Source organism: Microcystis sp. M015S2 (genome assembly GCF_020245945.1).
Classification (GTDB): Bacteria; Cyanobacteriota; Cyanobacteriia; order Cyanobacteriales; family Microcystaceae; genus Microcystis.
On record NZ_JADBTX010000116.1, the window covers coordinates 1 to 22,627 of the forward strand.

Annotated in this window: 21 protein-coding genes and 1 tRNA gene; 16 read left to right on the forward strand and 6 right to left on the reverse strand. The window is 40.5% G+C overall.

The window, feature by feature from the left end; genetic code table 11:
• The coding region (locus tag IM473_RS19385; RefSeq protein WP_287659847.1) for a histidine kinase at window positions 1–1,631 on the forward strand (1,631 nt) is incomplete at its 5' end.
• A gap of 11 nt (window positions 1,632–1,642) precedes the next feature.
• Here IM473_RS19385 and IM473_RS19390 read toward each other — a convergent pair.
• Genes IM473_RS19390 through clpS form a run of 3 tightly spaced genes read right to left on the reverse strand, consistent with a single transcriptional unit; the run spans window position 1,643 to window position 4,323 of the window.
• Window positions 1,643–3,160: an ammonium transporter gene (locus IM473_RS19390; protein ID WP_287659849.1), complete on the reverse strand. Its 1,518-nt coding sequence runs from the start codon at window positions 3,158–3,160 to the stop codon at window positions 1,643–1,645.
• A gap of 52 nt (window positions 3,161–3,212) precedes the next feature.
• The gene (locus IM473_RS19395; protein ID WP_287659850.1) at window positions 3,213–4,043 is read right to left on the reverse strand and encodes a CPBP family intramembrane glutamic endopeptidase; all 831 of its coding nucleotides are present in this window, start codon (window positions 4,041–4,043) and stop codon (window positions 3,213–3,215) included.
• A complete protein-coding gene (clpS, locus tag IM473_RS19400; protein ID WP_002738526.1) occupies window positions 4,036–4,323 on the reverse strand; it encodes an ATP-dependent Clp protease adapter ClpS in 288 nt (95 codons plus the stop codon). The genes IM473_RS19395 and clpS overlap by 8 nt, the downstream gene beginning before the upstream one ends.
• A 203-nt stretch (window positions 4,324–4,526) precedes the next feature.
• Here clpS and IM473_RS19405 point away from each other — a divergent pair, with 203 nt between their 5' ends.
• From IM473_RS19405 to IM473_RS19425, 5 genes are all read left to right on the forward strand, one after another.
• A complete protein-coding gene (locus tag IM473_RS19405) occupies window positions 4,527–5,027 on the forward strand; it encodes a hypothetical protein (RefSeq protein WP_287659851.1) in 501 nt (166 codons plus the stop codon).
• A 156-nt stretch (window positions 5,028–5,183) separates the two neighbouring features.
• Complete coding sequence (locus tag IM473_RS19410; RefSeq protein ID WP_287659852.1) at window positions 5,184–5,381, forward strand: hypothetical protein; 198 nt, start codon at window positions 5,184–5,186, stop codon at window positions 5,379–5,381.
• 3 nt (window positions 5,382–5,384) lie between these two features.
• On the forward strand, window positions 5,385–5,651 hold the full coding sequence (locus IM473_RS19415; protein WP_287659853.1) for a type II toxin-antitoxin system RelE family toxin: 267 nt from the start codon (window positions 5,385–5,387) through the stop codon (window positions 5,649–5,651).
• Between the two features lie 174 nt (window positions 5,652–5,825).
• Window positions 5,826–7,979, forward strand: coding sequence for a tetratricopeptide repeat protein (locus IM473_RS19420; protein ID WP_407069746.1), 2,154 nt, complete (start codon window positions 5,826–5,828; stop codon window positions 7,977–7,979).
• Window positions 7,980–8,461: 482 nt separating this feature from the next.
• Window positions 8,462–9,376 carry a DUF4351 domain-containing protein gene (locus tag IM473_RS19425; protein ID WP_287659855.1) on the forward strand — a complete coding sequence of 305 codons (915 nt, stop codon included), beginning with the start codon at window positions 8,462–8,464 and terminating at the stop codon, window positions 9,374–9,376.
• A 53-nt stretch (window positions 9,377–9,429) separates the two neighbouring features.
• On the opposite strand, the gene priA is transcribed toward IM473_RS19425, so the two are convergent.
• Complete coding sequence (gene priA, locus IM473_RS19430; protein ID WP_287659873.1) at window positions 9,430–11,919, reverse strand: primosomal protein N'; 2,490 nt, start codon at window positions 11,917–11,919, stop codon at window positions 9,430–9,432.
• Window positions 11,920–12,510: 591 nt separating this feature from the next.
• On the opposite strand from priA, the gene IM473_RS19435 reads away from it, so the two are divergent.
• The 3 genes from IM473_RS19435 (at window position 12,511) to IM473_RS19445 (ending at window position 15,111) form a co-directional block, all read left to right on the forward strand.
• The gene (locus IM473_RS19435) at window positions 12,511–13,644 is read left to right on the forward strand and encodes an RNA polymerase sigma factor, RpoD/SigA family (RefSeq protein ID WP_287659856.1); all 1,134 of its coding nucleotides are present in this window, start codon (window positions 12,511–12,513) and stop codon (window positions 13,642–13,644) included.
• Between the two features lie 115 nt (window positions 13,645–13,759).
• Window positions 13,760–13,933, forward strand: a complete 174-nt coding sequence (locus IM473_RS19440) for a hypothetical protein (RefSeq protein ID WP_287659857.1) — start codon at window positions 13,760–13,762, stop codon at window positions 13,931–13,933.
• Window positions 13,934–13,950: 17 nt separating this feature from the next.
• On the forward strand, window positions 13,951–15,111 hold the full coding sequence (locus IM473_RS19445; protein WP_287659858.1) for an aminotransferase class V-fold PLP-dependent enzyme: 1,161 nt from the start codon (window positions 13,951–13,953) through the stop codon (window positions 15,109–15,111).
• A 104-nt stretch (window positions 15,112–15,215) separates the two neighbouring features.
• Here the strand turns inward: IM473_RS19445 and IM473_RS19450 are convergent, their stop codons facing one another.
• Complete coding sequence (locus tag IM473_RS19450; RefSeq protein ID WP_287659859.1) at window positions 15,216–15,992, reverse strand: RNA polymerase sigma factor SigF; 777 nt, start codon at window positions 15,990–15,992, stop codon at window positions 15,216–15,218.
• Window positions 15,993–16,371: 379 nt separating this feature from the next.
• Window positions 16,372–17,448: a Holliday junction branch migration DNA helicase RuvB gene (gene ruvB, locus IM473_RS19455; protein WP_287659860.1), complete on the reverse strand. Its 1,077-nt coding sequence runs from the start codon at window positions 17,446–17,448 to the stop codon at window positions 16,372–16,374.
• A 23-nt stretch (window positions 17,449–17,471) separates the two neighbouring features.
• On the opposite strand from ruvB, the gene hisF reads away from it, so the two are divergent.
• The 7 genes from hisF to IM473_RS19490 form a co-directional block, all read left to right on the forward strand.
• Window positions 17,472–18,236 (forward strand): imidazole glycerol phosphate synthase subunit HisF, encoded by a 765-nt coding sequence (gene hisF, locus IM473_RS19460; RefSeq protein WP_002764651.1) that lies wholly within the window; start codon window positions 17,472–17,474, stop codon window positions 18,234–18,236.
• Window positions 18,237–18,482: 246 nt separating this feature from the next.
• The gene (locus IM473_RS19465; protein ID WP_104395538.1) at window positions 18,483–18,683 is read left to right on the forward strand and encodes a hypothetical protein; all 201 of its coding nucleotides are present in this window, start codon (window positions 18,483–18,485) and stop codon (window positions 18,681–18,683) included.
• Between the two features lie 118 nt (window positions 18,684–18,801).
• Window positions 18,802–18,874 (forward strand) — tRNA-Ala (locus tag IM473_RS19470).
• A 130-nt stretch (window positions 18,875–19,004) separates the two neighbouring features.
• On the forward strand, window positions 19,005–20,054 hold the full coding sequence (locus tag IM473_RS19475; protein WP_287659874.1) for an AI-2E family transporter: 1,050 nt from the start codon (window positions 19,005–19,007) through the stop codon (window positions 20,052–20,054).
• Window positions 20,055–20,775: 721 nt separating this feature from the next.
• A complete protein-coding gene (locus IM473_RS19480) occupies window positions 20,776–21,255 on the forward strand; it encodes an excisionase family DNA-binding protein (protein WP_287658961.1) in 480 nt (159 codons plus the stop codon).
• A 178-nt stretch (window positions 21,256–21,433) separates the two neighbouring features.
• Entirely contained in the window at window positions 21,434–21,799 is a 366-nt protein-coding gene (locus tag IM473_RS19485; protein WP_407069734.1) for a VapC50 family PIN domain-containing toxin, read from the forward strand.
• Between the two features lie 596 nt (window positions 21,800–22,395).
• Window positions 22,396–22,627: choice-of-anchor tandem repeat GloVer-containing protein (locus IM473_RS19490; protein WP_287658963.1), on the forward strand; the 232-nt coding region annotated here is incomplete at its 3' end.

Here is a 22,627-nt window from a genome sequence, read left to right on the forward strand (position 1 = left end):
AGAGTTATGATCTGCTTCAGATATTGATCGATAAGCTGCAGGCTCCCTCAGGTTTGCCAGCCGAGGAAGCTAACGCGATCATTAAAAACGGTGAAGCGACTTTTGCCGAATTACAGGCCCATCTTAACTATCTTCTCGGCCAGGGAAAATCTACCCCGGCTATTGCGGCGGCTTCTTCTATCTCCATCAGCGTCAGAGATATCCTCAAACAGATGTTACAACTGTTTAAACAGGAAGAAACCAGTGCTTCCCGTCAGCAATTACAAAAATTAATTTTATCTCTGTCTCAATTGGCTTCAGAACAGGAACAATGGCAATATTTAGTTAAAAATGCCCAATCGGCACTGGCTAACCCCAAACATTCCTATCGTACTCTCGCTCCGGTTATTATTAAAGAATTAAAACAAGCTAGTGATTTATTAGAATGGGGTCGCGGGGAAGAAATCACCGTCAGTCAAGAATTGCAATTATTAGCCACCGCCAAATTACCACAAATCCTGATTAACCCGGAGGCGGAATTGGTAGCTAGTACCCCAGAACTTCTTCCCAATCAAGATTTAGAAGAAGCTTTAACTTGGAGTCAAAATCAAGACCTTAATGAGTCGGAAAAGCCTTCTTTAGAGTTAAGTCAAATCCCAGCCGAGCGAAAAGCACAGATAGCACGTCAAAGGGAAGCATATCAACTGGCTGAAAAACAATTAACACCCGAATTTGAGGAAACCCAAGGAGCAACTTTAATTGAGGAAACTCTTGCTTGGACAGGTGGTAACTTGGAGTTAACGGAAATAGTTATTCGTTTGCTAATCGACAATAAAAACGAGTTACGGGAAGGACAAGAAAAACCAAAAGTTGAACAATTAATTCAGAAACACATTGTAGAAAATTGGTTACAAAATAAAGCGGCAGTCCATCTCCAAAAAATACAAAACATTCTCTTAAATCCTGACGCAAATGTTAGGTCAAGATTAGAAATATACCAAGATATTTTGCAGGGGAGAGTATTGGCTGATAATAAACCCCAAAAATTGGCACTTCAGCAAGCAGCATTAGTGATTAAAAATGATGATTATCTAGAAGTGACCAATCGAATTTATCAAGAGGTATTTAATGTTCAATGGGTTAGACAGGAATTAGAAAAATTAGTTGATGTGGAGAATTCTCCTGCTGATTTAACTAAAATATTATCTTTCTTGGCAATATTAGGCTTTCTTGGATTTGCTTTCTTGTCATTCAAGACTCCTGAAAAGAATTCTGATGTTGTGGTGACACCCTTACCTAGTATTCCAGAAATTTGTACTAAACGAGATTTTAATATTAGCTTAAACAAGACTATTCAACAACTGCAAGACTTGAAAAGGAAACAAGGTAATCGGCTTTCTGAAAAGTGTGCGACTCAATTAAGTGAATTAATGTTAATTCAGCAGGCAATAGGATTAGCTACCAATAATTTTGTGGCTAATCTACCGGGTAGAGAAGGTGCTTTTGAAATGTTGTGCCAAATCCCCCCAACTTCTGATAACTTTAAAGAAGCTCAATTTTGGGCAAAACGTTGGCACAATGACAAAGCCTGGAAACTGGATATCGAGCGAGCTTTGCCAGATAATCCAGATTGCCAAAAACTTATTGAATAAACATCAATTTTTCAATCACTAAATACCCCATCGCTACCCGTTAATTCATCGGATAATGATACCCGGATTCCTTCCCTTCCCCGTGACCAAAATAAAGAGAATAGCTCAGAAACATTGAAGGACTGACTCCTGACAACAGGAGAGAAGTTAACCTGTGGGTTCTTTTGACGTAAAACAATTGCTTGCATATAGTAGAGGAGATTGCCAATCATTAGCCAGAGAATTAAACTAAAAATAAACGTAAATGCCATGACTATAACCCATCCGAAAAATTGAAAAGCGACTTGAGATATGCGACTATTCTGTGTTAATCCAAGGGCGAATTCTCCCGCATCTTTGCTACCAAAGAAACCCACCGCCATTGTTCCCCAAAAACCACAAAAAAGATGTACTGAAATTGCTCCCACTGGATCATCAATTACTTTAGTTTTAACTAAAAATTCTTCCCCTAATAAGACGATAATGCCACTAATGCCACCGATGATAATAGCTGATTTGATATTAACATAACCTGAGGATGCCGTAATCCCCACTAATCCCCCCAAAATGCCATTAATCATTATGGATAAACTGACTTTGCGGCCAATTAAAGGATTAAAAATTAATGCCAAAAATCCCCCAGCGGCAGCGGCAATCATCGTGGTGGTAATTGCCATGGGGACATCATTCAAATTTACTGTCGAACCACCATTAAACCCAAACCATCCTAACCAAAGAATGAAACAACCAAGAGTTGCAAATCCTAACTGATGGGGAGCAAAATTTCCTCTTTCTTTTTCTTCATAACTATCGGTTTTGCGATTATAACCAAAGCGTCCATCTCTCGGTTTTAGTAACCAAGCACCCACTAATCCGGCCATTCCTCCCACCGAATGTACCACCGTTGAACCGGCAAAATCTCGAAACTTAAATAAGTTATATAACCATCCTTCTGATGACCAAATCCAATGTCCTGTCAGAGAATAAGAAAAAGCGACTAAAAAGAAACTAAATAGCAAAAATGCCCAAAATTTAACCCTTTCTGCCACCGCTCCCGATACAATGGTCGCCGCAGTTCCCGCAAAAGTTAATTGAAAGAAAAATAAAGTGGCAATTGAACGACCTGTCCACACTTCTTGGAATTGACTGTATTGATTATTGGGGGTTAAAATTTCCAAGAAAAATCCTGTACCACCAGAGAAACTATTTTTTATTGCTGATGTATTGCCAAACATTAAACCGAAACCAAACATCCAATAAGCTAAGGCAGCAACACAGAAGACAATTAGGTTTTTAGCTAAGACATTAGTGGCGTTATTAGTACGACAAAAACCCGTTTCCAGCATGGCAAAACCCGCATTCATAAAGAATACTAAAGAGCCAGCTATTAACATCCAGAGATTAGCAACTAAATCCACAGTAGAATTATTTAAATCTTGTGCTGTGACTTTGCCTACACCGATCAACAGCATGACGATAAGAGAGAAACAAAAAGATAGGATATTACGCAAACGCGGGCGATATTCTAGAAAAGATAATAGTTGATTCATCGGTTATAACTCTTATGGGCAATTTCCCCTTTATAGTAATTGATTTAATCCCCTATCGTTCACTCAAAACTGCTTTTTTTCTGATCCAGATAGCGAGAATTGTCAGGAAAAGTAAACCCATCACTCCCGCTAAAGGATTTTTATCGATTCCAGTTAACCAATCGGGAACAGTACCAGTGTATTTAATTAACTGACCCACCTTTAATATATAGTATGCCCAGATTAAACCCGCGTGCAGACCGATACTTTTACCCAAACTACCACCACAAGCGCGTTTTGCCCAACCGAGAATCAATCCTAGCAAGACTAAGGCAGGAAATTGGGGAAAAGTGCGGATAATTTCGGCTAAAGGTTTAATAAAGTGAGCAAGAGCGAAAATTAAGGCACTAATCACTAGAGCGATAGCGGGACTGTAATCCTTTTCTAATTCTCCCAGTAACCAGCCCCGAAATAGTAATTCTTCGGCAAAACCCACCGCTAAAGCGACTAAAAACCCCTCCAGGATGATTTTGCCGATCTGGGGATTTGTGGGTAAGAAATTTAACCAACCTAGGAACGCTTGGGACAGAAAAAGCGAGAAAGTGAAAAATAAACCGATCGCCAAGCCGTTAATTAACTCTATCGGCGTTTTTCTTCGCCAAATCAACCCATAATCAGCTAATCCCTCATCACCATAAATTGTCCGTCCCCACCAATGAGATAACCCCAAAAATTCCAGATAGAGAACAGAAAGGGTCAAAATTGAGACCAGATTAGCATTAGTGGCAAAAAAGTGATAGAGGGGAAGTGCGATCGGCAACCAGAGAAAAAGTAAGAGCAAAATAAAAATTCCCAGTCGCAGGGGGACTGGGTAAGTGGCAATTACCCGTAATCTTTTATTCATCGGGTTCGATGCTGCTGGTTAAACCTTTATTTTTCAAGGTTTCACAGTAAAATTCCGCGTGTTCTTGGATGCAGGTAATCACCAAGGCTGTACCATTCGTGTGCGCTTCCATCATGATATCGACTGCTTGGGGTTGCGTCATACCGGCGATCGTTTGCATTAAACTCTGAACCACATACTCCATCGAGTTAAAGTCGTCATTGTGGAGTAAAACGCGATAACGCGGTGCTGGTTTACGGATTGTCGCTGTGGAACGCTTTTCGATGACTTCTGTGGACACCGTGTCTCTCCTTTGAATCTATATCACAAATAAAGGTCAATTACTAATGATCATAATCAAAATTTCCAGATTGAGCTAGGCTTTTTCTGTGATCCTTGGGGTTGGGTGTTGGGTGTTGGGGAGTGAGGGACAGCTAAAGGAATGACATTTCTAGATGGATAGATCATAATTGAATTAATTGGCTAATTTAAGCTTATTTTCCCATGGCTACTGACGAATTACAAAACCTCGAAGACAATATTCAACGCTTAAAACAACAATTAGCGGGAATCCGCGATGCGTGGACAGGTGCGCGTCCAGAAGATAAAGTTCTTTTGCAGCAACGCATAAACGATAAGCGCATAGAAATTAAAAAATTGGAACGAGAAAAATGGGATTTAGTCGCCAGCGACAGTCAAGAAGCGTCCTTTCCTGATGCCGAGGTAATGGTAGCAGAAATTGTCACAGAATTGACGGCAATTACCAAAGAACCACCCCCAGAACTTGCTTCTGCACAAATCTTAGAATTATTAAATCAAATTCTGGCTAAACTCAATCAACCAGAGCGATCGGCAGCAGCCAAATTAAAAGCGGCCATATCTACTATACCCCCTTTTGTTTCCCTGACCTACGAGGCGGAATTAGATACTGAGTCAACTTTTAAGCGTTATTTTCCAATATTTAATCGTGCGATTGCAGGGGTGAAAAATCGTCTAAAAAAGTAAGTATTCCTTCTAAAAGCTTGGCCGGTATCGAGCGGACAATTAATATTAGTCAATCGGGAATCGGTAATACACAGAACAACATCTTTAATCTGTGAAAGGTAAGCCTAGTAAATGTTATCATTGAAAATAGTTATTATCAAAGACAAGAGGTAATTTATGTCAGAATTGCAAGCGGAAGCGTTAAAACCAATATTAAAAGAGTTACTCTATGAGTTATTAATACAAGAAAAGGATTTACTAAAAGAGTTAATTTATGAAGTGCTGGAAGATACGGCTATGGCTAGGGCAATTCAAGAGGAAAAAGATAGTAACAATGTCAGTCGTGATCAAATTTTGACTTTGTTAAAAGAATAAGAGATGAATATTGAATTTCGTAAAAGCTTTGAGACAGATCTACGCAATCTCAAAGATCGTAAAATTAAGCGACAAATTCAGGCAATTATTGAGGAGATAGAATCAGCCAAAAGTTTAACCGAGTTGCGTAATGTCAAAGCGATTCAAGGGTATCGAGGATTTTATCGCATTCGGATTGGGGATTATCGTCTTGGTTTATATTTAGAGCAATATACTGTCGCCTTGGTTCGTCTTCTACACCGAAAGGAAATGTATCGTTATTTTCCTTAAAGACCTCATTAATATTAATTTTATATTAGATTTATTTTGAGCAAAGATAATTATTTTTAGAGAGAATTAAAAATGAAAATTAATATTGAGCAAGATGGAACTGATAACAATCAAAATAATACTTTTAATCTGAATATTCCCGAACCAAAAGAACGTCAAGCTGTCCCTAGTAATGTGGGCAAAAGTACGGTTAATTTTGTCGGTAGGGAAGATGAGTTAACCTTAATTCATCAGCAATTGCAAACAGAACAAGGGGTGATTGTTTGTGCAGTGGAAGGGTTAGGGGGAATAGGAAAAACCGCTTTAGCTTTGGAATATGCGAAACGATACCAACAGGAATACGCGGCACAATATTGGTTATCCTTGCGACTATCGGGTTTAGCAGAAGAAATAGTTAAATTAGCTGGTCCCTATCTATCTTTACCAGAAATATTGAAAAAAGAATCTTTAGAAAAACAAGTGTACTGGTATTGGCAAAATTGGCTACCTCAGCAGGGAAAATTATTATTAATTCTCGATGATGTCCCCAATATCGACAGAATTCCCGATCGAATGTTACCAAAAGATTCTAGGATTAAGATATTAGTCACCACTAGAGAAAGGTGTCTTAGTACGGAATTTGAGTCTATAGCTTTAGATGTTTTACCCTTAGATAAATGTGTAGAGTTATTAACCAAAATTGTTGGTACTGCTAAAGTTGAGCAAGAAAAAGCTTTAGTAGAACATATTTGTCACGAAATTTTAGGACGCTTAACCTTAGCAGTGGAGTTAGTGGGGGAATATTTAGCGAAAAATCGTCATTTAAAGTTTAGCCATTTACGCGATAAATTAAATTTAGCTCATACTGCTTTAACTAAGGAAAGAAACCACAGAGATTATGGACATTTAGGGGTAGCAGCCGCAATTAAAATCAGTTGGGATGATTTAAGTTCTGTTTGTCAAAAAGTGGCAATGCTGTTGAGTTTATTTGCACCAGTGGCTATTGCTTGGACGTTGCTAGAAGATACGGCAAAATCCACAGAAATTAACGAAAGCGAACTAGAAGAAGCGCGGGGACAATTGGATAATTCTCATCTGATGCAACCCGTGGATGAGGACTATTCTTTTTATCGGATTCATCCCCTCGTGAGAGAATTTTTTCAACGGCAATTACAGGAAATTCATGAGATAAATTCTCGTTATCGATGCGCTTTTGTGGAAACTTTGTTAACTATTGCCGGAAATATCCCGCAAACCCCCACAAGGGAGATTATTGCAGCGCTAACTCCCGCAATTCCCCATCTGCAACTTGTCAGTCAAACAATGTTAGATGATATTCCCAACCCGGAAGATAATTTAATTTTGGTGTTTCTTGGGGTAGCTTTGTTTTATAAGGGACAGGGAGAATATAATTTAGCAGCAGTTACCTTCACAAAATGTTGTGAAGAAATCCAATCTCGCTTAGGAGAAAACCATCCCCATTTTGCTAACAGTCTCAATAATTTAGCAGGATTATACCAATGCCAAGGCAGATACACAGAAGCGGAACCCTTGTATAAGCACTCCCTTTCTCTGATAAAACAGCGATTAGGAGAAAACCATCCCCATGTTGCTACCAGTCTCAATAATTTAGCAGAATTATACCGATGCCAAGGCAGATACATAGAAGCAGAACCCTTGTATAAGCTCTCCCTTTCTCTAAGGGAACAACTATTAGGAGAAAAGCATCTGGATGTTGCACAAAGTCTCAATAATTTAGCTTTGTTGTACCAATGCCAAGGCAGATACGCAGAAGCAGAACCCTTGTGTAAGAGATGCCTTTCTCTGATAGAACAGCTATTAGGAGAAAACCATCCCCATGTTGCACAAAGTCTCAATAATTTAGCCGGATTATACTGCTTCCAAGGCAGATACGAAGAAGCGGAAACCTTGTATAATCGCTCCCTTTCTCTGAAAGAACAGCTATTAGGAGAAAATCATCCCGATGTTGCTGCCAGTCTCAATAATTTAGCAGAATTATACCAATGCCAAGGCAGACACGCAGAAGCAGAACCGTTGTATAAGCGCTCCCTTTCTCTGCGGGAACAGCGATTAGGAGAAAACCATCCCGATGTTGCTACCAGTCTCAATAATTTAGCAGAATTATACAAATACCAAGGCAGATACGCAGAAGCGGAACCGTTGTATGTGAGAGCTATTGCTATTTATCAAGAAAGATTAGGAGAAAATCATCCCCATACCCAAAAAGTAAGGCAAAATTTTATGATTCTGTTGTCGCGATTATCCGATGAAGAATTACAGCAAAGATTCCCCGATGAGATAGTTAATCTCTTAAAAAGTATCAGGTAATTAAAAGATATATCCGTTAAATAGTGCTGGCTTAATATTAGTAAATTCTTGCTAGAAAGGAGTTTTAAACTGCCATTGAGGTTGATAGACTATCCCGCTTAACGCAATTTTTCTTCAATCAGTTCACGCGATTGGTTTTCTGGGGTTTGATTGCCAGAAGGCATCTTTAGCAGAGGCGATAAGCTGACTAATTTAACAGCAAATGTCAATATCTATCTTTATCTAAGCAAATTTTAGAAAGTTTTTTGTCGATGTTAATGTTAATTATCAGTAGTCGGAGATAAAATCTTAAGAAATGTCAATTATCACTATTCTTACTGACCCTCAATAAATTAGAATCAGATCATAAATGCGATCGCTTGCTCAATTCTCGATGATTAATCTGGAGGCTAAAATCAGCAACTGAGGCAATTAACCTTTTTCAAGCTACCGAGTTTAGGTGGTAGTCACTGATAACTGATAACTGGTAACTGGTAACTGAAATGACTCGCTTTATTTGGGATAAATTTAGCAAAGACTTCTTAGAAACCCTTCTTTCTCCCTACGGTACAGTAGTTGTCAGCAAAGAAGTCACCTCAGAAATTAAAGAAATTGATGTGTATTTTAATCCTAATATCTCTGAAATTCCCTCTCAGTTAGGACTATTAGGCAAATTATGCCAAAATCCCTGTTTATTGGAACCCTATCGCAATGGGATTACCCTTGATGGTATCAATGATTGTCTGTCCAAGCGCTTTGCTATCCGTGAAATCTTCCAGAGAGAAGCAAAGAGAAATAAACAGAGAATATCAGAGGGGGAGATACCTAGGTTATGGATTCTCACTCCCACAGCTAGTGAGCGCATTTTATCCCTGTTTACGGCTCAATTACAACCCAATTGGGGAGAAGGGGTTTATTTTCTCCCGGAGGGTTTCGGTACAGCGATTGTCGTCATTCATCAGTTACCCGCAATCCCAGAGACATTATGGTTAAGATTATTGGGTAGAGGAGGAACAAGAGAGAGAGCTATCGATGAATTAACCAGATTATCACCGAATAATCCCCTAAAATCGGCTTCCTTAAACTTATTGTATAATTTGAGTAGAAATTTAGAAGCGTTATCGAAAAAAACACAGGAGGATAGGGAGTTTATTATGCGTTTAGCTCCACTTTACCAACAGGATAGGGAACGAGCGGTTCAGCAAGGTATTCAACAAGGTGTACAGCAGGGTCTTGAACAGGGTAGAATTCAAGAGGCCAATCTTGTTATTAGACTTCTTCAGCGACGTTTCGGTGAAATACCGCAAAATCTTGAGGAAACCATCCGTAACCTTCCTGTGGAGCAATTAGAAGACTTAGGACTCGCCTTATTAGACTTTAACACTTTGACGGATTTAGATAACTGGTTGCACCCGTGAACAATAGCGATCTCGCGTAGCGAGCGCGTTGCGAGCGCATTATCCATCCCTGATTATTCTATCGTCAAGGGGTCCACATCGATCGCCATACTTACCTTGGGTAAAACTAAGCTTTTTAGGGGAAGAAAAAGACGACCGATATCAGCCTTTTCTCCCGATAATTTTAACAGAATTTGCCAGCGATAACGGTTAGCCACGCGCATAATTGTTGCGGGTGCAGGTCCCAAAATATCCCAATCAGAACCAAAATTATTAACACATTCCTCCGCGACATTTTCAGCACTTTTCTGCACTGCTTCCCCATCTAAACCACTAAAGCGAATTAAGACTAAACTGCCGTAGGGAGGATAATTTAAACCCTCTCTCTGCATTAATTCCGTCTCGACAAAACCCTCATAATCGTGGGTTTGCACTGCTCTAATCACGGGATGTTCGGGGGTATAGGTTTGGATAATTACCTTTCCTTCTGTTTCTCCCCTTCCTGCTCTCCCTGCTACTTGGGTGAGGGTTTGAAAAGCGCGTTCGGAGGCGCGATAATCGGAGTGATAAAGTAAACCATCGGCTGCCATTACTCCTACTAGGGTAACTCGCTCGATATCTAATCCTTTGGTGAGCATTTGGGTTCCGACTAAGACATCAAACTCACCATCAGTAAATTTTTTTAATAGTTCCCGGGGAGCATTTTTGTTACGGGTGGTATCACTATCAAAACGCAAGCAGCGCAAATCAGGAAATTCTTTGCTTAATTCTTGGGTGACTCGCTGAGTGCCAGTACCGAAAAATTTTAGATAGGGAGAACCGCATTCAGGACATTGTTTCGGATGGATGCGACCATAGTTGCAGTAGTGACAGCGGAGTAATTCTTGCGCTCCCGGTTCGGTGTGGTGATAGGAGAGAGAGACATCACAGTGGGGACACTCTAGCACATAACCGCAACTTCGGCAAGATACAAAAGTACTATGTCCCCGACGACTGACGAATAAAATTGCCTGTTCTCCCTTGTCGCGCAGGGTTTCCAGCGCTGAACGCAGGGATTGACTAAACAGAGAACGATTGCCTCGTTGCAATTCCCGTCGCATATCGACGATTTCCACCCGCGGTAAGGGGCGATTTTGGATGCGATCGGGCAAAGATAGGTAAAGACGGGGATTAGCTTGGGATTCTAGCCATGTTTCTAGGGATGGCGTGGCCGAGCCTAAAATTACGGGACAATGGTTTAATTGAGAGCGCCATTTAGCCACGGTACGCGCGTGATAGGTGGGGAGTAACTGACTTTGTTTAAAGCTGCTATCGTGTTCTTCATCGAGGATAATCATGCCTAGATGGGGTAAAGGGACAAAAATCGCCGATCTCGTCCCGATAATAACTTGCGGGGTTCCTGTCAACATCTGTCGCCAAGTATCGTATCTTTCTCCTTCCGAGAGGGCGCTATGATAAACATAGACTCGATCGCCAAAACGGGCCACAAAGCGATCGGTTAGTTGCGGTGTTAATCCAATTTCGGGGACTAAAACCAAGGCAGATTTACCCGCTGCCAGGACAGGTGCGATCGCCTGTAGATAAACTTCTGTTTTACCCGATCCCGTCACTCCGTGTAAGAGGACGCTTTCACCACCTTTTAGGGTTTGAATGGCTTCTAAAGCCTGTTTTTGACTAGAAGTGAGTGTTTTTGGTTGATCCCTGCTCATAATCGCCGAGGATAAGCGCAGAAATTCTCGATCTTGAATCACCACATAACCCTTGTCAATGAGCGGTTTAAAATGTTTTGTCCCCGCAAGTTGTGCCAATTCTGGCAGCCACATTTCTCCTCCCTGGTGGCGTAAGATTTCGACAATTTTGCGCTGATTTTCGGTTAAATCAGCAGGAAAGTCAGTTATTAGCAGGGTAATGGCTTTTTTTAGCTTAATATTGGGACTTTTGGGCGCTTCTAGATAACTTTCTACCCAACCGCGCTTAACTAAGTCTCGGATACCGTAATTGGCATTTTTTACTTTTTCTTGCAGGTATTTCGCCGAATAATCGCCTTCTTTTTGATTTTTGAGCAGGGATAAAATCTGACGGGAGAGAGGAGTACAAAAAACTTCCGCACCGGGGGGAATCGCTTCTGGTTTTAATCTGATGCGACGTTGGGAACTTCGCAGTAAACCCGTAGGTAAAGCGACGCGAACAACGGTGATTAAATCCGTTGCGTAGTATTGGGCGATTTTCGTCAATAACTGCCAATAATTATCGGGGAAAAAGCCCTTAGTAATCACATCTTCCACGGGACGAATTTGATTTTCTTCTAGTCCTGGGGGCAAATTTTCGAGAAATCTAAGAGCAATTCCCCCAATTACCTGAGAACCGAAGGGAACGCTTAAAATATCGCCAATTTCTACCGTTAAATCGGGGGGGATACTATAGGTTAATATTTGCTGATCCTCTTGACTATCTCTAGGATAAGGGCGATCGACCAAAACCTCTAACCACGGTTGTCCAGTTGTGGTTAATTGGTAAGATGTGCGAGGTTCCGCTACAGTTAGAGTAGCATGGCGATCGAGCATAGTCAGTGGGGAGATGGGGTGATAGGGTGATGGGGAGAATGGGGTATTTAAATTATAGTTTAAAGCTTGAGGGGAATAAAACCAGTTAATTTTCTCTAAAAACAGTTTAAATATTGCTTTTTTGCCCATAAATTTTGATTTTTAGCTAGTGAAGTCTTCCCAAAAGAATTTTTATCCACCCTTAAGCATTGATAAAGTTAATGATAATTAAGGCGGATTCAGCAAAGCGTAGTTAGTCAAAAGGTGAGAATGGTTCTCAATAGAAAAAGCGAAGAATAGTAATAAAAAGCTGACTGCTATCTTGATTGTTAAGAAGCGTGATCTTTACCTAGTCAAATACCAAAAACCTTAGTTAGATTGTATAAGTGGAAAACCTAAAAGTCTCCCCTATTCACCAGAAAATCTGATTATCTGGTTGAGCGATTTGTAACAATCCACACAGAAGTGCCTAATTATATCCCAGAAATGGCCGCCATTAATTAAGAAAACGTTTAAAAAATCTGCTCCCCGAAAATTCAATGTAACAATCAGCCCATTGGGAGAAACTAAGTTTTTCCCGCTATTATAACCCCACTCCATCCATAACTGCTTATGAAAATCTCTAAACTGGCCGCCGATGATAATTTTAATCAAATCATTGCCCTTGAGACAAATCCTTTAGAACTAGACAGCGTGGATTTTGCTGAAAGAACTGACGAAGAGCTGACTGAATCTTTACCAGAAACCCTAAAAACCACTCGTGGGGGTAGTGGAACTGGATACGATAAAGGCAGCAATGAAGATACTGTTGGGGCATTTTTTAAAGAAATGGCCCGTTATCCGCTGCTTAATGCGGAAGAAGAAATTGAATTAGCCTACTCGGTTAAGTTTCTGATGGAAGCGGAAGAAGTGCGCCAAAAACTGCAAGAAAATTTACATCGTCCCCCGACGAAAACGGAATGGGCGATCGCTTTAGAATTAGATAATGAACGTCAACTGGAAAACCGTCTTTATCGCGGACGAACAGCTAAACGGAAAATGATTCGTTCTAATTTGCGCTTGGTGGTTTCCATCGCTAAACGCTATTTAAATCGCGGGGTTCCTTTCCTAGATTTAATTCAAGAAGGTGCGATCGGACTCAACCGTGCGGCCGAAAAATTCGATCCCAATAAAGGTTATAAATTCTCTACCTATGCTTATTGGTGGATTCGACAAGCAATCACCCGCACTATTGCTAACGATGCGCGGACAATTCGTTTACCGATTCACATTGTCGAAAAACTCAATAAACTCAAAAAAGCGCAGCGCATTCTCAAGCAAGATTTACAGCGCAATCCCAATGAACGGGAACTTGCGGAAGCGTTAGAAATAACTCCCGAACAATTGCGGCAATTATTACAATTGCGTCGTCAATCTCTCTCTTTAAATCATCGTGTAGGGAAAGGAGAAGATACGGAATTAGTGGATCTGTTGGAAGATGATGATCTACAACTTCCCGAAGATAAAATGAATGAGATGATGATGCGTCAAGAAATTTTCGCAGTTTTAAGTGATGTTCTCACCGAACGGGAAAAAGATGTTATCTCCCTCCGTTATGGTTTAGCTACCAGTCAACCCTATACCCTAGAGGAAGTGGGGGGAATGTTCAATTTATCTCGCGAACGAGTACGTCAAATTCAAACTAAAGCGATGCGAAAATTACGTCGTCCTCAAGTCGCGCGTCGTCTGAAAGGATGGTTACATTAATAATTTTTTCTAACTCGTTCTCTCCTCTCTCCTTTTTCCTGGAGAGCTTTTTTTGTCGATATTTAGCTTAAAATTAAGATCAAGCTGATTTTCTCAGTAGATGGTCATAATACCTATGAACCTACATCTCCAACGGAAAGTGAAAAAGGGAAAATATCAATCTCCCGAAAAAGTCATTGACTTTGCTTTGCAGTTACTCGATGAATACGAACAAATAACTGATGCGGAATGGAGAGAAGATATTCGGCAAAAAATAGATGAAGCTATTATTTTTTCTAGTTCTCAATAAAATCAAATTAATTCAATATGTCCAAAAATTCTTGGTTAATTCCCGATAATATTTATTTTCTCAACCATGGTTCCTATGGTGCAACCCCTAGAATAGTCTTGGATTATCAGCAACAATTGCGGGAACGAATGGAAAGGCAACCTTTAGCATTTTTGGGGAGAGAATTAGAGGGTTTATTAGATATTGCTAGGCAAAAATTAGCGGATTTAGTCAGTGTAAATAGCGATGATTTAGTCTTTGTTCCCAATGCAACCACAGCAGTGAATGCAGTATTAAATTCCTTAACTTTTCAGGAAAATGAGGAAATTCTGATCACCGATCAAACCTATAATGCTTGTGCTAATGCAGTTAAACATATAGCTAAAAGATGGGGTTTAAAAGTAATTATCGCTAAAATTGCCTTTCCCCTACAGTCTCCTTTAGAAATTAGTCAAGCAATTTTAGCATCTGTTTCTCCCCGGACAAAATTAGTAGTTTTAGATCATGTCACCAGTCCCACGGCCTTAATTTGGCCAATCGCAGAAATTGTGCAAGAATTAAATAATCGGGGTATTGATACTCTCATCGATGGCGCTCATGCTTTAGGTTTTTTACCCCTTAATATCGGGGCAATTAATCCCACCTATTATACTGGTAATTGTCATAAGTGGTTATGTAGTCCCAAGTGGTCCGCTTTTCTCTATGTGCGCGGGGATAAACAGGCAATAATTCGACCTTTAACTATTAGCCATGGCGCGAATTCTCCTCGACAAGATCGCTCCCGTTTTCAGTTAGAATTTGCTTGGATGGGAACCGATGATCCCAGCGCCTATTTATCAGTGCCAAAAGCGATCGAGTTTTTAAATTCTCTCTCTATTGATGGTTTACTGGGTCTGATGGCGAGGAATCGTAATTTGGTTTTAAAAGCCAGAAATTTGCTTTGTCATGCCTTGCAGGTCAATTATCCCTGTCCAGAATCAATGATCGGATCGATGTCTTCCATTCTAATTCCTAGTTATGCTTGGGCAGCAGAAGATTTATCTAGACAACTGTGGGAAAAATATCAGATTGAAGTGCCGATAATTCCCTGGGGAGAAGCAACATTAATTGTGAGAATTTCTGCTCACTACTATAATTCGATCGAGCAGTATGAATATTTAGCTGGGGTTTTGAATTACTTGCTATTTGGGCAAAGATAAGCTGGGAGAGGGGAGCATCGGAGCAGGGGAAAAAATCCATAACCGAGTTTTTAAAGTTGAATTGGGAGTTAATAACGGACTTGCGATGATAACCGATAATTGGGCTAAAATGCCTCTTGGAGCATGGTTTCCTTGAGCATTTCTAAACCCTTTTTCACCCGACGGGAGACGGTAACAACACTAATGCCTAATTGTTCGGCAGTTTCCCGTTGAGTAAGATCTTTAAGGAAAACAAATTCGAGAATATGACGGGTTTTCTCTTCTAATTGAGCCAGTGCCTGTTGTAAACGAATGCAGTCCTCTTGACAAAGTTGAAAGCTGCGATAACCGGGATCGGGAACGATGTCTTTTAAACAGGTGTTATTATCTTCATCGTTATTAACCGTCGCATCGAGACTCAGAGGTTCACGGTTTTGGAAAGCCAGTTTTACCTCTTGCCATTCTTCAAGCGAAATATTTAAAGCGAGGGAGATTTCCGTATCATTGGGTTGACGATTGTGGATAGCTTGGAAATCCCGACGCATATTTGCCGCTTGTCTGCCCAAATCTAACCAACGACGAGGAATGCGAACCGTGTAACCTTTATCGCGCAGATAGTGTTGAATTTCGCCGCGAATATAGGGAATAGCGAAGGAACTAAAAGCATGACCTTTGCTGCTGTCAAAACGCTCGATCGCCCGAATTAGCCCCATACAGCCAACCTGCACTAAATCTTCGTAATTTTCATGGCATTGATTGACCCAATGATGAGCTTCCCTTCTGACTAATCCTAGGTTTAACCGTATAATTTGATCCCGTAACTTATTATCCCCTGTTTTTTGGTATTTTTGAAACAGGGTAAGAGTTTCTAGTTTAAGATTTTCTTTATTTGGGACAGACATAGGGCGTTAACAGACTTAAAAAATTATTGACTATAAAAGCTCACTATTGCATAGCTTTGACCAATCCCAATACAGTCTGGATGAGAAGCGGCAGGCAATGACAACAATGTAACTTACTACGATCTTCATCATACGGTCTTTACACAAGGGCTTGTGTGATTTCAAGCAGTCAAGGCAGTATTTAAAGACACAAGTGAGCTAAAACGCTGTAATTAGTCAGCGCAATAAGAATTGTTAACTGAGAAGGTACAGAAGCGACCAGATTATTCCTACAGCCTTTCTCGTCAAGGTGAAGTATAGATTAAACCTTGCCGAAGTAAGGATTTCAGTGGCGAAACCGTACCTCATCTATCGGAGAAACGCTGTAATATCTAGAAAACTATAACTCAAACAAAGGCAAACTCTGATCATTATTTTTCGGCAATTTCGCCAGTAAACCTAAATGTTCGTAGGCGGCTGCCGTCACTACGCGACCCCGGGCAGTACGATTAAGATAACCTATTTGTAATAAATAAGGCTCATACACCTCCTCGATCGTCTTGGCATCTTCTCCCGTGGCTGCCGCTACCGCTTCCAATCCCACGGGTCTGCCTTGAAACTGTTCGATCATCGTCTTTAATACTAATCGATCGGTCCAATCTAAACCCATAGAATCCACATTTAATTGATTTAATCCCTCAGCGGCTAACTGGGGGGTAATCATAGTTTCTCCCTTCACCTGCACATAGTCGCGCACCCGTTTTAATAAACGATTGGCAATGCGTGGAGTTCCCCGACTCCGACGGGCAATTTCGATCGCACCCGCTTCAGTCATGGGAATATTAAAAATAGTAGCACTTCTGAGGATAATTGCCGTCAATTCCTCAACTGTATAGAAACGCAGACGTTGAATCATACCAAAACGATCGCGTAAAGGCGCAGTTAAAGAGCCAACTTTGGTAGTAGCACCGATTAAAGTAAAGGGAGGTAAAGAAATACTGCGAATTTTCGCTGCTTGACCCTTACCAATCGTCACATCTAGGCGATAATCCTCCATCGCTGGGTATAATAACTCCTCTGTCACCCGATTCAGTCGATGAATTTCGTCGATAAAAAGAATATCCCGGGGTTGAAGATTGATCAGGATGCCGGTAATATCCCGGGGACGCTCTAAAGCGGGGGCGGCGGTAATGCGGCAATTTACTCCCATCTGGGCCGCTAAAATTAAAGCCATGGTGGTTTTTCCTAACCCCGGCGGTCCGTAGAAGAGCAAATGATCGATCGCTTCTTGTCTAGCTTTGGCCGCGGCGATGGTAACTTTTAGATTAGCTTTTAAGTCCTGTTGACCGATATAATCCTCTAGGGATTGCGGACGAATCTGCGCTGCTGCTTTTTCCGTTTCTTCTATAGTGGGATTGGGAGTGAGCAGATTTTCCTCGGCTGCCGGGGGGGAATTGTGCGATCGTTTGATGGCCATTGTTACAATCAAGAGTCTAGGATATGTTAGCGAAGCGGATTTTGCCTTGTTTGGATGTCAATAAAGGTCGGGTAGTTAAAGGAGTTAATTTCGTCAATCTTCAGGATGCTGGCGACCCCGTGGAGTTAGCTCGCTTGTATAATCAGGCAGGAGCCGATGAGTTGGTTTTTCTTGATATTACTGCTACCCATGAAGATCGCGACACGATTATTGATGTAGTCTATCGTACGGCGGAACAGGTTTTTATTCCTCTGACCGTGGGGGGGGGTATCCAATCCTTAGAAAATATTAAAAATTTGTTAAGAGCCGGGGCCGATAAAGTCAGCATTAACTCGGCTGCCGTGCGCGAGCCGGAATTGCTTGATCGAGCCAGCGATCGCTTTGGGAAACAGTGCATTGTGGTGGCGATCGATGCTAGACGACGTAAGGATGTGCATAACCCCGGTTGGGAGGTTTATGTTCGGGGTGGACGCGAAAATACGGGTATTGATGCTTTATTATGGGCCCAAGAAGTGGAAAAACGCGGGGCAGGTGAGTTGTTAGTTACCAGTATGGATGCCGACGGCACGCAAGCGGGTTACGATCTGGCCTTGACAAAAGCGATCGCAGAAAGGGTGGAGATTCCTGTGATTGCTTCAGGAGGAGCGGGTAATTGTCAGCATATTTACGAAGCATTGACGGAAGGCCGGGCAGAAGCGGCTTTATTGGCTTCTTTGCTCCATTATGGTCAATTAACCATCGCTGAGGTCAAAAATTATCTGCAAAATCAACAAGTACCCGTGCGTTAGCCGGGGAAAATGAGAGCAAGATTTGCAGAACTTAATCTAGTGATTAAGTCGCTTTTTCGGGAAAAGGATTTTTTCAGGCTGCAAACCAAGAAGAGCAAAATTTAGACCTATTACTGAAAGTCAATGGCTGACGGCTGACAGCTGCAATCAAAAAACCGGCAAAAAATCCCTGTTTTTAACTTCCGTCCGATTATCCCTCGGGAAAATTATGTATTAGAATAGAGGAAAGTTAACAAAATTTAAAATATGTTAGTTCCGATTCTCATCTTTGACCTCGGTCTTGTGGCTTGGTCATTGCATCTGATGCAGCAAGCGTTCGACAAGCAAGAGTTTTCCTTGATGCTGGCGGGAACCCTAGTGGCAGCAGCGGCAGTGGCTATGTTAGTAGTTTATTTCCTCATGGGTCACTGTTTAACCTATTTAACCCAAATTCCGGCTCCTGTCTAAATGGGGGCAATTGTTTCACCCTTGTCAATGAGCGATCGCCTTGGGAGTGACAAATTTTTTTATCTCCACCCCTTGACAAAATGATTCTATTTAAGCTATATTCAAAAATGGTCTTCGCGGGGTTATAGCTCAGTTGGTAGAGCACCTCAATGGCATTGAGGGGGTCAGCGGTTCGAATCCGCTTAGCTCCATACAGTTAGGATAAGAGTTTCAGGGTTACTGGAACCAAAAAAGTAACGAGGAGATGCTAGATTGAAAGAGGATTTCTGGTTAGAAAAGTCTCTTTTTACCTCGATACTCTCTCAGGACAAAATTAGTTATATGATAGAGCTTTTTAAGCAACTACCTCGTTGGTTGCGGCTAAGTCTAGTTTTTCCGCTCTTATTTCTCAATGGTTGGTTATTATTCCAATTATTTAGCTACCTAGAACCCTTAGTCAGTATTTTTGTCACTGCTAGTTTACTAGCTTTTGTCTTAGATGTTCCCATCAAACTGCTGCAAAGACGCGGGGTTAATCGCAGTGGTTCTATCGCTATTGTCTTTTTAATTGCCCTATTAATTTTGATTGTTTTAGGTTTAATTTTAATTCCCCAGATTGTCGAGCAATTAAGCAGTTTAATCAATAGTTTGCCCCAGTGGATCGAGTCGGGAACCGAACAGATACAAAATTTAGAAAAGTGGGATAAAACTCAGAAATATGCGATTTATATCGAGCAATCAATCACCCAGTTATCGGAACGACTAACCAATGTTTTACAAACTCTTAGCACTCAATTACTGAGCTTTGTGCTGGGAACTATCAACAGTATCCTAAACATTCTATTTGTTCTGGTTCTAACCGTCTTTCTTGTTCTCTATGGCGAACAAATTTGGGAGGGAATTTTTAGCTGGATTCCTGCTCCCTGGAATTTCAAATTAAGAACGATTATTCGTCAAACTTTTGAAACCTATTTTGCCGGCCAAACCATTTTAGCAGGAATTCTCAGCCTGGCTCAAATTTTTGTTTTTGTGATTCTCAAGGTTGATTATGCCCTATTATTCGGGGTGGCGATCGGTCTAACTACATTAATTCCTTTTGCCAGTGCCTTCACCATTATTGGCATTAGTACCCTACTGATGTTTCAAGATTTTTGGCTAGGGTTAAAAGTTTTGACCCTGACTATTATTGTCGGTCAAATTAATGATAATGTCATCGCCCCTCGGTTAATGGGAGGTATGATCGGACTTAATCCCGTCTGGATTATTCTATCTCTTTTTATCGGGGGCAAAGTGGCAGGAATTCTCGGTTTATTGATAGCAGTTCCCATCGCTAGTGTGCTGAAAAGTACCATCGATATCATCCGCTCACAGCAAGGGAATTATGAATTATGAATTATGAATTGGGGAGTGGGGAGAATAAATACAAGCTGACTGATAACTCCTGACTCCTGACACTAAATCCAGTTATTAAAAACTGATTATCTATTGCTCGTTTTGCCTATTGCCTTTTGCCTGTCCTGATATTATGAATTATGAATTATGAATTATGAATTGGGGAGTGGGGAGAATAAATACAAGCTGACTGATATAGTCATTTCAGATAAGTCTGATACACTCTAGACCGACAAAACCCTTATGAACTCTGGGATTGGTATTCTCAATCTTAATTGAAATGACTATATAAGTTAAAAGGTTAACCATGGATTTCCCTCATCTATTTGTTAAAAGGCAATTATAAAGACTAAATTTTGGGAATTACATAAGCTTTAATTTTATAGCTATTACGACTTCCTTTTGGACTAAACCAATTGCCAGTTGCACCAAATTGGAAGCTGACAGGGGGACAAGCAAGCTAGAAGCTTTGACCACACAAGCTTCTAGCTTCTCTCGCCAAAAATAGATCGATGACCAGCAAAAAGCTAACGAAAGAATCAGGGATGGGAGCAAGCTTACTAAGAATTTTATCGATAAATGGGAGCCAGTGCGGAAAACTTATTCGATCAAAAGCTCTAGAAAGCTTATGATGTATCGATTTCAGGGTTCTTGTCCCCCTGTCAGATTGGTATGTTAAAATGAGGTGAAATAATATAAATGCGTGGAGTCATTCTCTGATATGAGTAAATATTCTAATTTTGACCCAACTCATTTTGTTGTCGAACCCGAAGAAACTGAACAAATAACCCAATTAAATCAGCTGCTTAATAGAGAAATACCGACTAGACTCGTCACTGAACAGGGAGAAAATGTCTATATTCCCGAATCGGTTTTAATGGTACTTCGTTACAGTGTAGCTGCCTTAGCATCGGGACAGGTAATTCAGTTAAATGTTACCCCTCAGTATTTAACTATAGAAGAAGCGGCTAATTTGTTAAATGTTTCTAACTCTTATCTAATAAAATTACTAGAACAGGGGCAAATTTTATCGACTAATCTAGGCAGTGATCGACGAATAAAACGAGAAGATTTGCTAATATATAAAGAGAAAAAATATCAAGAAAGAGAACAAATTTTAAATCACCTTGTAGCCATGACTGAAGCGGAAGGACTATACAGAAAAGATGAGGAATTAAACCTAGATGACAGCAGAGCCTAGGGTTGTTTTAGATGCTTGTGTTCTTATTCCTTAGTATTTACGCGATACTTTATTATCAATTGCTTGGCAAGGTTTATACTCGCCTTACTGGTCGAAATTAATTTTAGAAGAAACAACCCGCAATCTGATTAATCGATATAATATAACTTCAATAAAAGCCCTTAATTTAGTGGAGACAATGAAAGCAGCTTTTCCCGAAGCCATGGTTGAAGTGCCATCTGGTTTAATTGAGTTAATGACAAACGACTTAAAAGATCGTCATGTTTTAGCAACTGCTGTTATGGCTAAAGCTAATCTAATTTTAACTAATAATATTACCGACTTTTCACTGTCAGCTTTAGAAACTTGGGGTATAAAGGCTCAATCTCCTGATACTTTTTTAAGTAATTTGTTTGATGAATATCCCGAAGAAATTAAATTCAGTCTAAATGGGCAAGTCAAGAAATATAAAAATCCTCAAAAATCTCTAGCTGAATTACTAGAATTTTTAGATAAAAAAGCTAATTTATCTAATTTTTGTCAAAAGATAACTAAAATTCTTTGATAGAACTGAACTTCTCCAGCATAAATGTACTAGCTATCTAAACATGGCTACAGAGGGAATCCCTTACTCTAGAGATTGATGACACTATCTGTTACAATCAAGTTAGCGATCGCTATAAAGCCAACTCTAGGTCATCGCTCTACTCCAGATAGAGTCAACGGTAAAGCCATTTTCAAGTAAAAAATGTACCCAGTAGTCTCTTTTCAATTTTTTCTGAGAAGCGACCTGCAGTAAGGGTTTTGTTAATTTTTTAGTATTTATGTATGGGGGAAGTCCAGTTATTACAGGATTCAACGTTTCTGACCCTGATGTTCTCTATTCTCTGGTTACTCATCAACCCATTCAACTCTTACAAAAAAACCAGAATCAAGATTCACTAAGTCAGGTAATTGTTTGAGAGTCATTGACAGATTGAGATGTTCCCGTTATTGTTGAGATAGTTTTTTGCTATTCAGTCAGTTTTTTCTACCATAATCATCTATATTTTATTATGCAGCAATTATCTCTTTCTCCCCCCCAGTACATTTGAACTAAATCGTGTCAGGAGAAGTTCTCGATCGCTTGTTTTAGGTGGGTTATTAGCGATCGGTAGTTCTTTGTTGACCCTGACCCCAGTAATGGCGGAAGGCATCCAAAAGCTGGCTGATTTTAACGGGGCTAATGGGAGTAGTCCCCTTGACAGTCTCACCTTGGGGACGAATGGTCTCTTTTATGGGACAACTCAATACGACGGTAGTTTTGGGAGGGGAACGATTTTTTCCTTTAACCCAACGGGGAATGTTCTGACTTCTTTAGCCAGTTTTGATGTGATTAATGGTGCTTATCCCA

Coding starts and splice junctions, on each gene's coding strand:
- IM473_RS19415 (WP_287659853.1), top strand. CDS start 5,385: ATGAATATTGAATTTCGTAAAAGCTTTGAGACAGATCTACGCAATCTC.
- IM473_RS19390 (WP_287659849.1), bottom strand. CDS start 3,160: ATGAATCAACTATTATCTTTTCTAGAATATCGCCCGCGTTTGCGTAAT.
- IM473_RS19405 (WP_287659851.1), top strand. CDS start 4,527: ATGGCTACTGACGAATTACAAAACCTCGAAGACAATATTCAACGCTTA.
- IM473_RS19465 (WP_104395538.1), top strand. CDS start 18,483: ATGTTAGTTCCGATTCTCATCTTTGACCTCGGTCTTGTGGCTTGGTCA.
- hisF (WP_002764651.1), top strand. CDS start 17,472: ATGTTAGCGAAGCGGATTTTGCCTTGTTTGGATGTCAATAAAGGTCGG.
- IM473_RS19425 (WP_287659855.1), top strand. CDS start 8,462: ATGACTCGCTTTATTTGGGATAAATTTAGCAAAGACTTCTTAGAAACC.
- IM473_RS19410 (WP_287659852.1), top strand. CDS start 5,184: ATGTCAGAATTGCAAGCGGAAGCGTTAAAACCAATATTAAAAGAGTTA.
- IM473_RS19395 (WP_287659850.1), bottom strand. CDS start 4,043: ATGAATAAAAGATTACGGGTAATTGCCACTTACCCAGTCCCCCTGCGA.
- IM473_RS19475 (WP_287659874.1), top strand. CDS start 19,005: ATGATAGAGCTTTTTAAGCAACTACCTCGTTGGTTGCGGCTAAGTCTA.
- IM473_RS19450 (WP_287659859.1), bottom strand. CDS start 15,992: ATGTCTGTCCCAAATAAAGAAAATCTTAAACTAGAAACTCTTACCCTG.
- IM473_RS19445 (WP_287659858.1), top strand. CDS start 13,951: ATGTCCAAAAATTCTTGGTTAATTCCCGATAATATTTATTTTCTCAAC.
- priA (WP_287659873.1), bottom strand. CDS start 11,919: ATGCTCGATCGCCATGCTACTCTAACTGTAGCGGAACCTCGCACATCT.
- IM473_RS19480 (WP_287658961.1), top strand. CDS start 20,776: ATGAGTAAATATTCTAATTTTGACCCAACTCATTTTGTTGTCGAACCC.
- IM473_RS19440 (WP_287659857.1), top strand. CDS start 13,760: ATGAACCTACATCTCCAACGGAAAGTGAAAAAGGGAAAATATCAATCT.
- IM473_RS19435 (WP_287659856.1), top strand. CDS start 12,511: ATGAAAATCTCTAAACTGGCCGCCGATGATAATTTTAATCAAATCATT.
- IM473_RS19485 (WP_407069734.1), top strand. CDS start 21,434: ATGAAAGCAGCTTTTCCCGAAGCCATGGTTGAAGTGCCATCTGGTTTA.
- ruvB (WP_287659860.1), bottom strand. CDS start 17,448: ATGGCCATCAAACGATCGCACAATTCCCCCCCGGCAGCCGAGGAAAAT.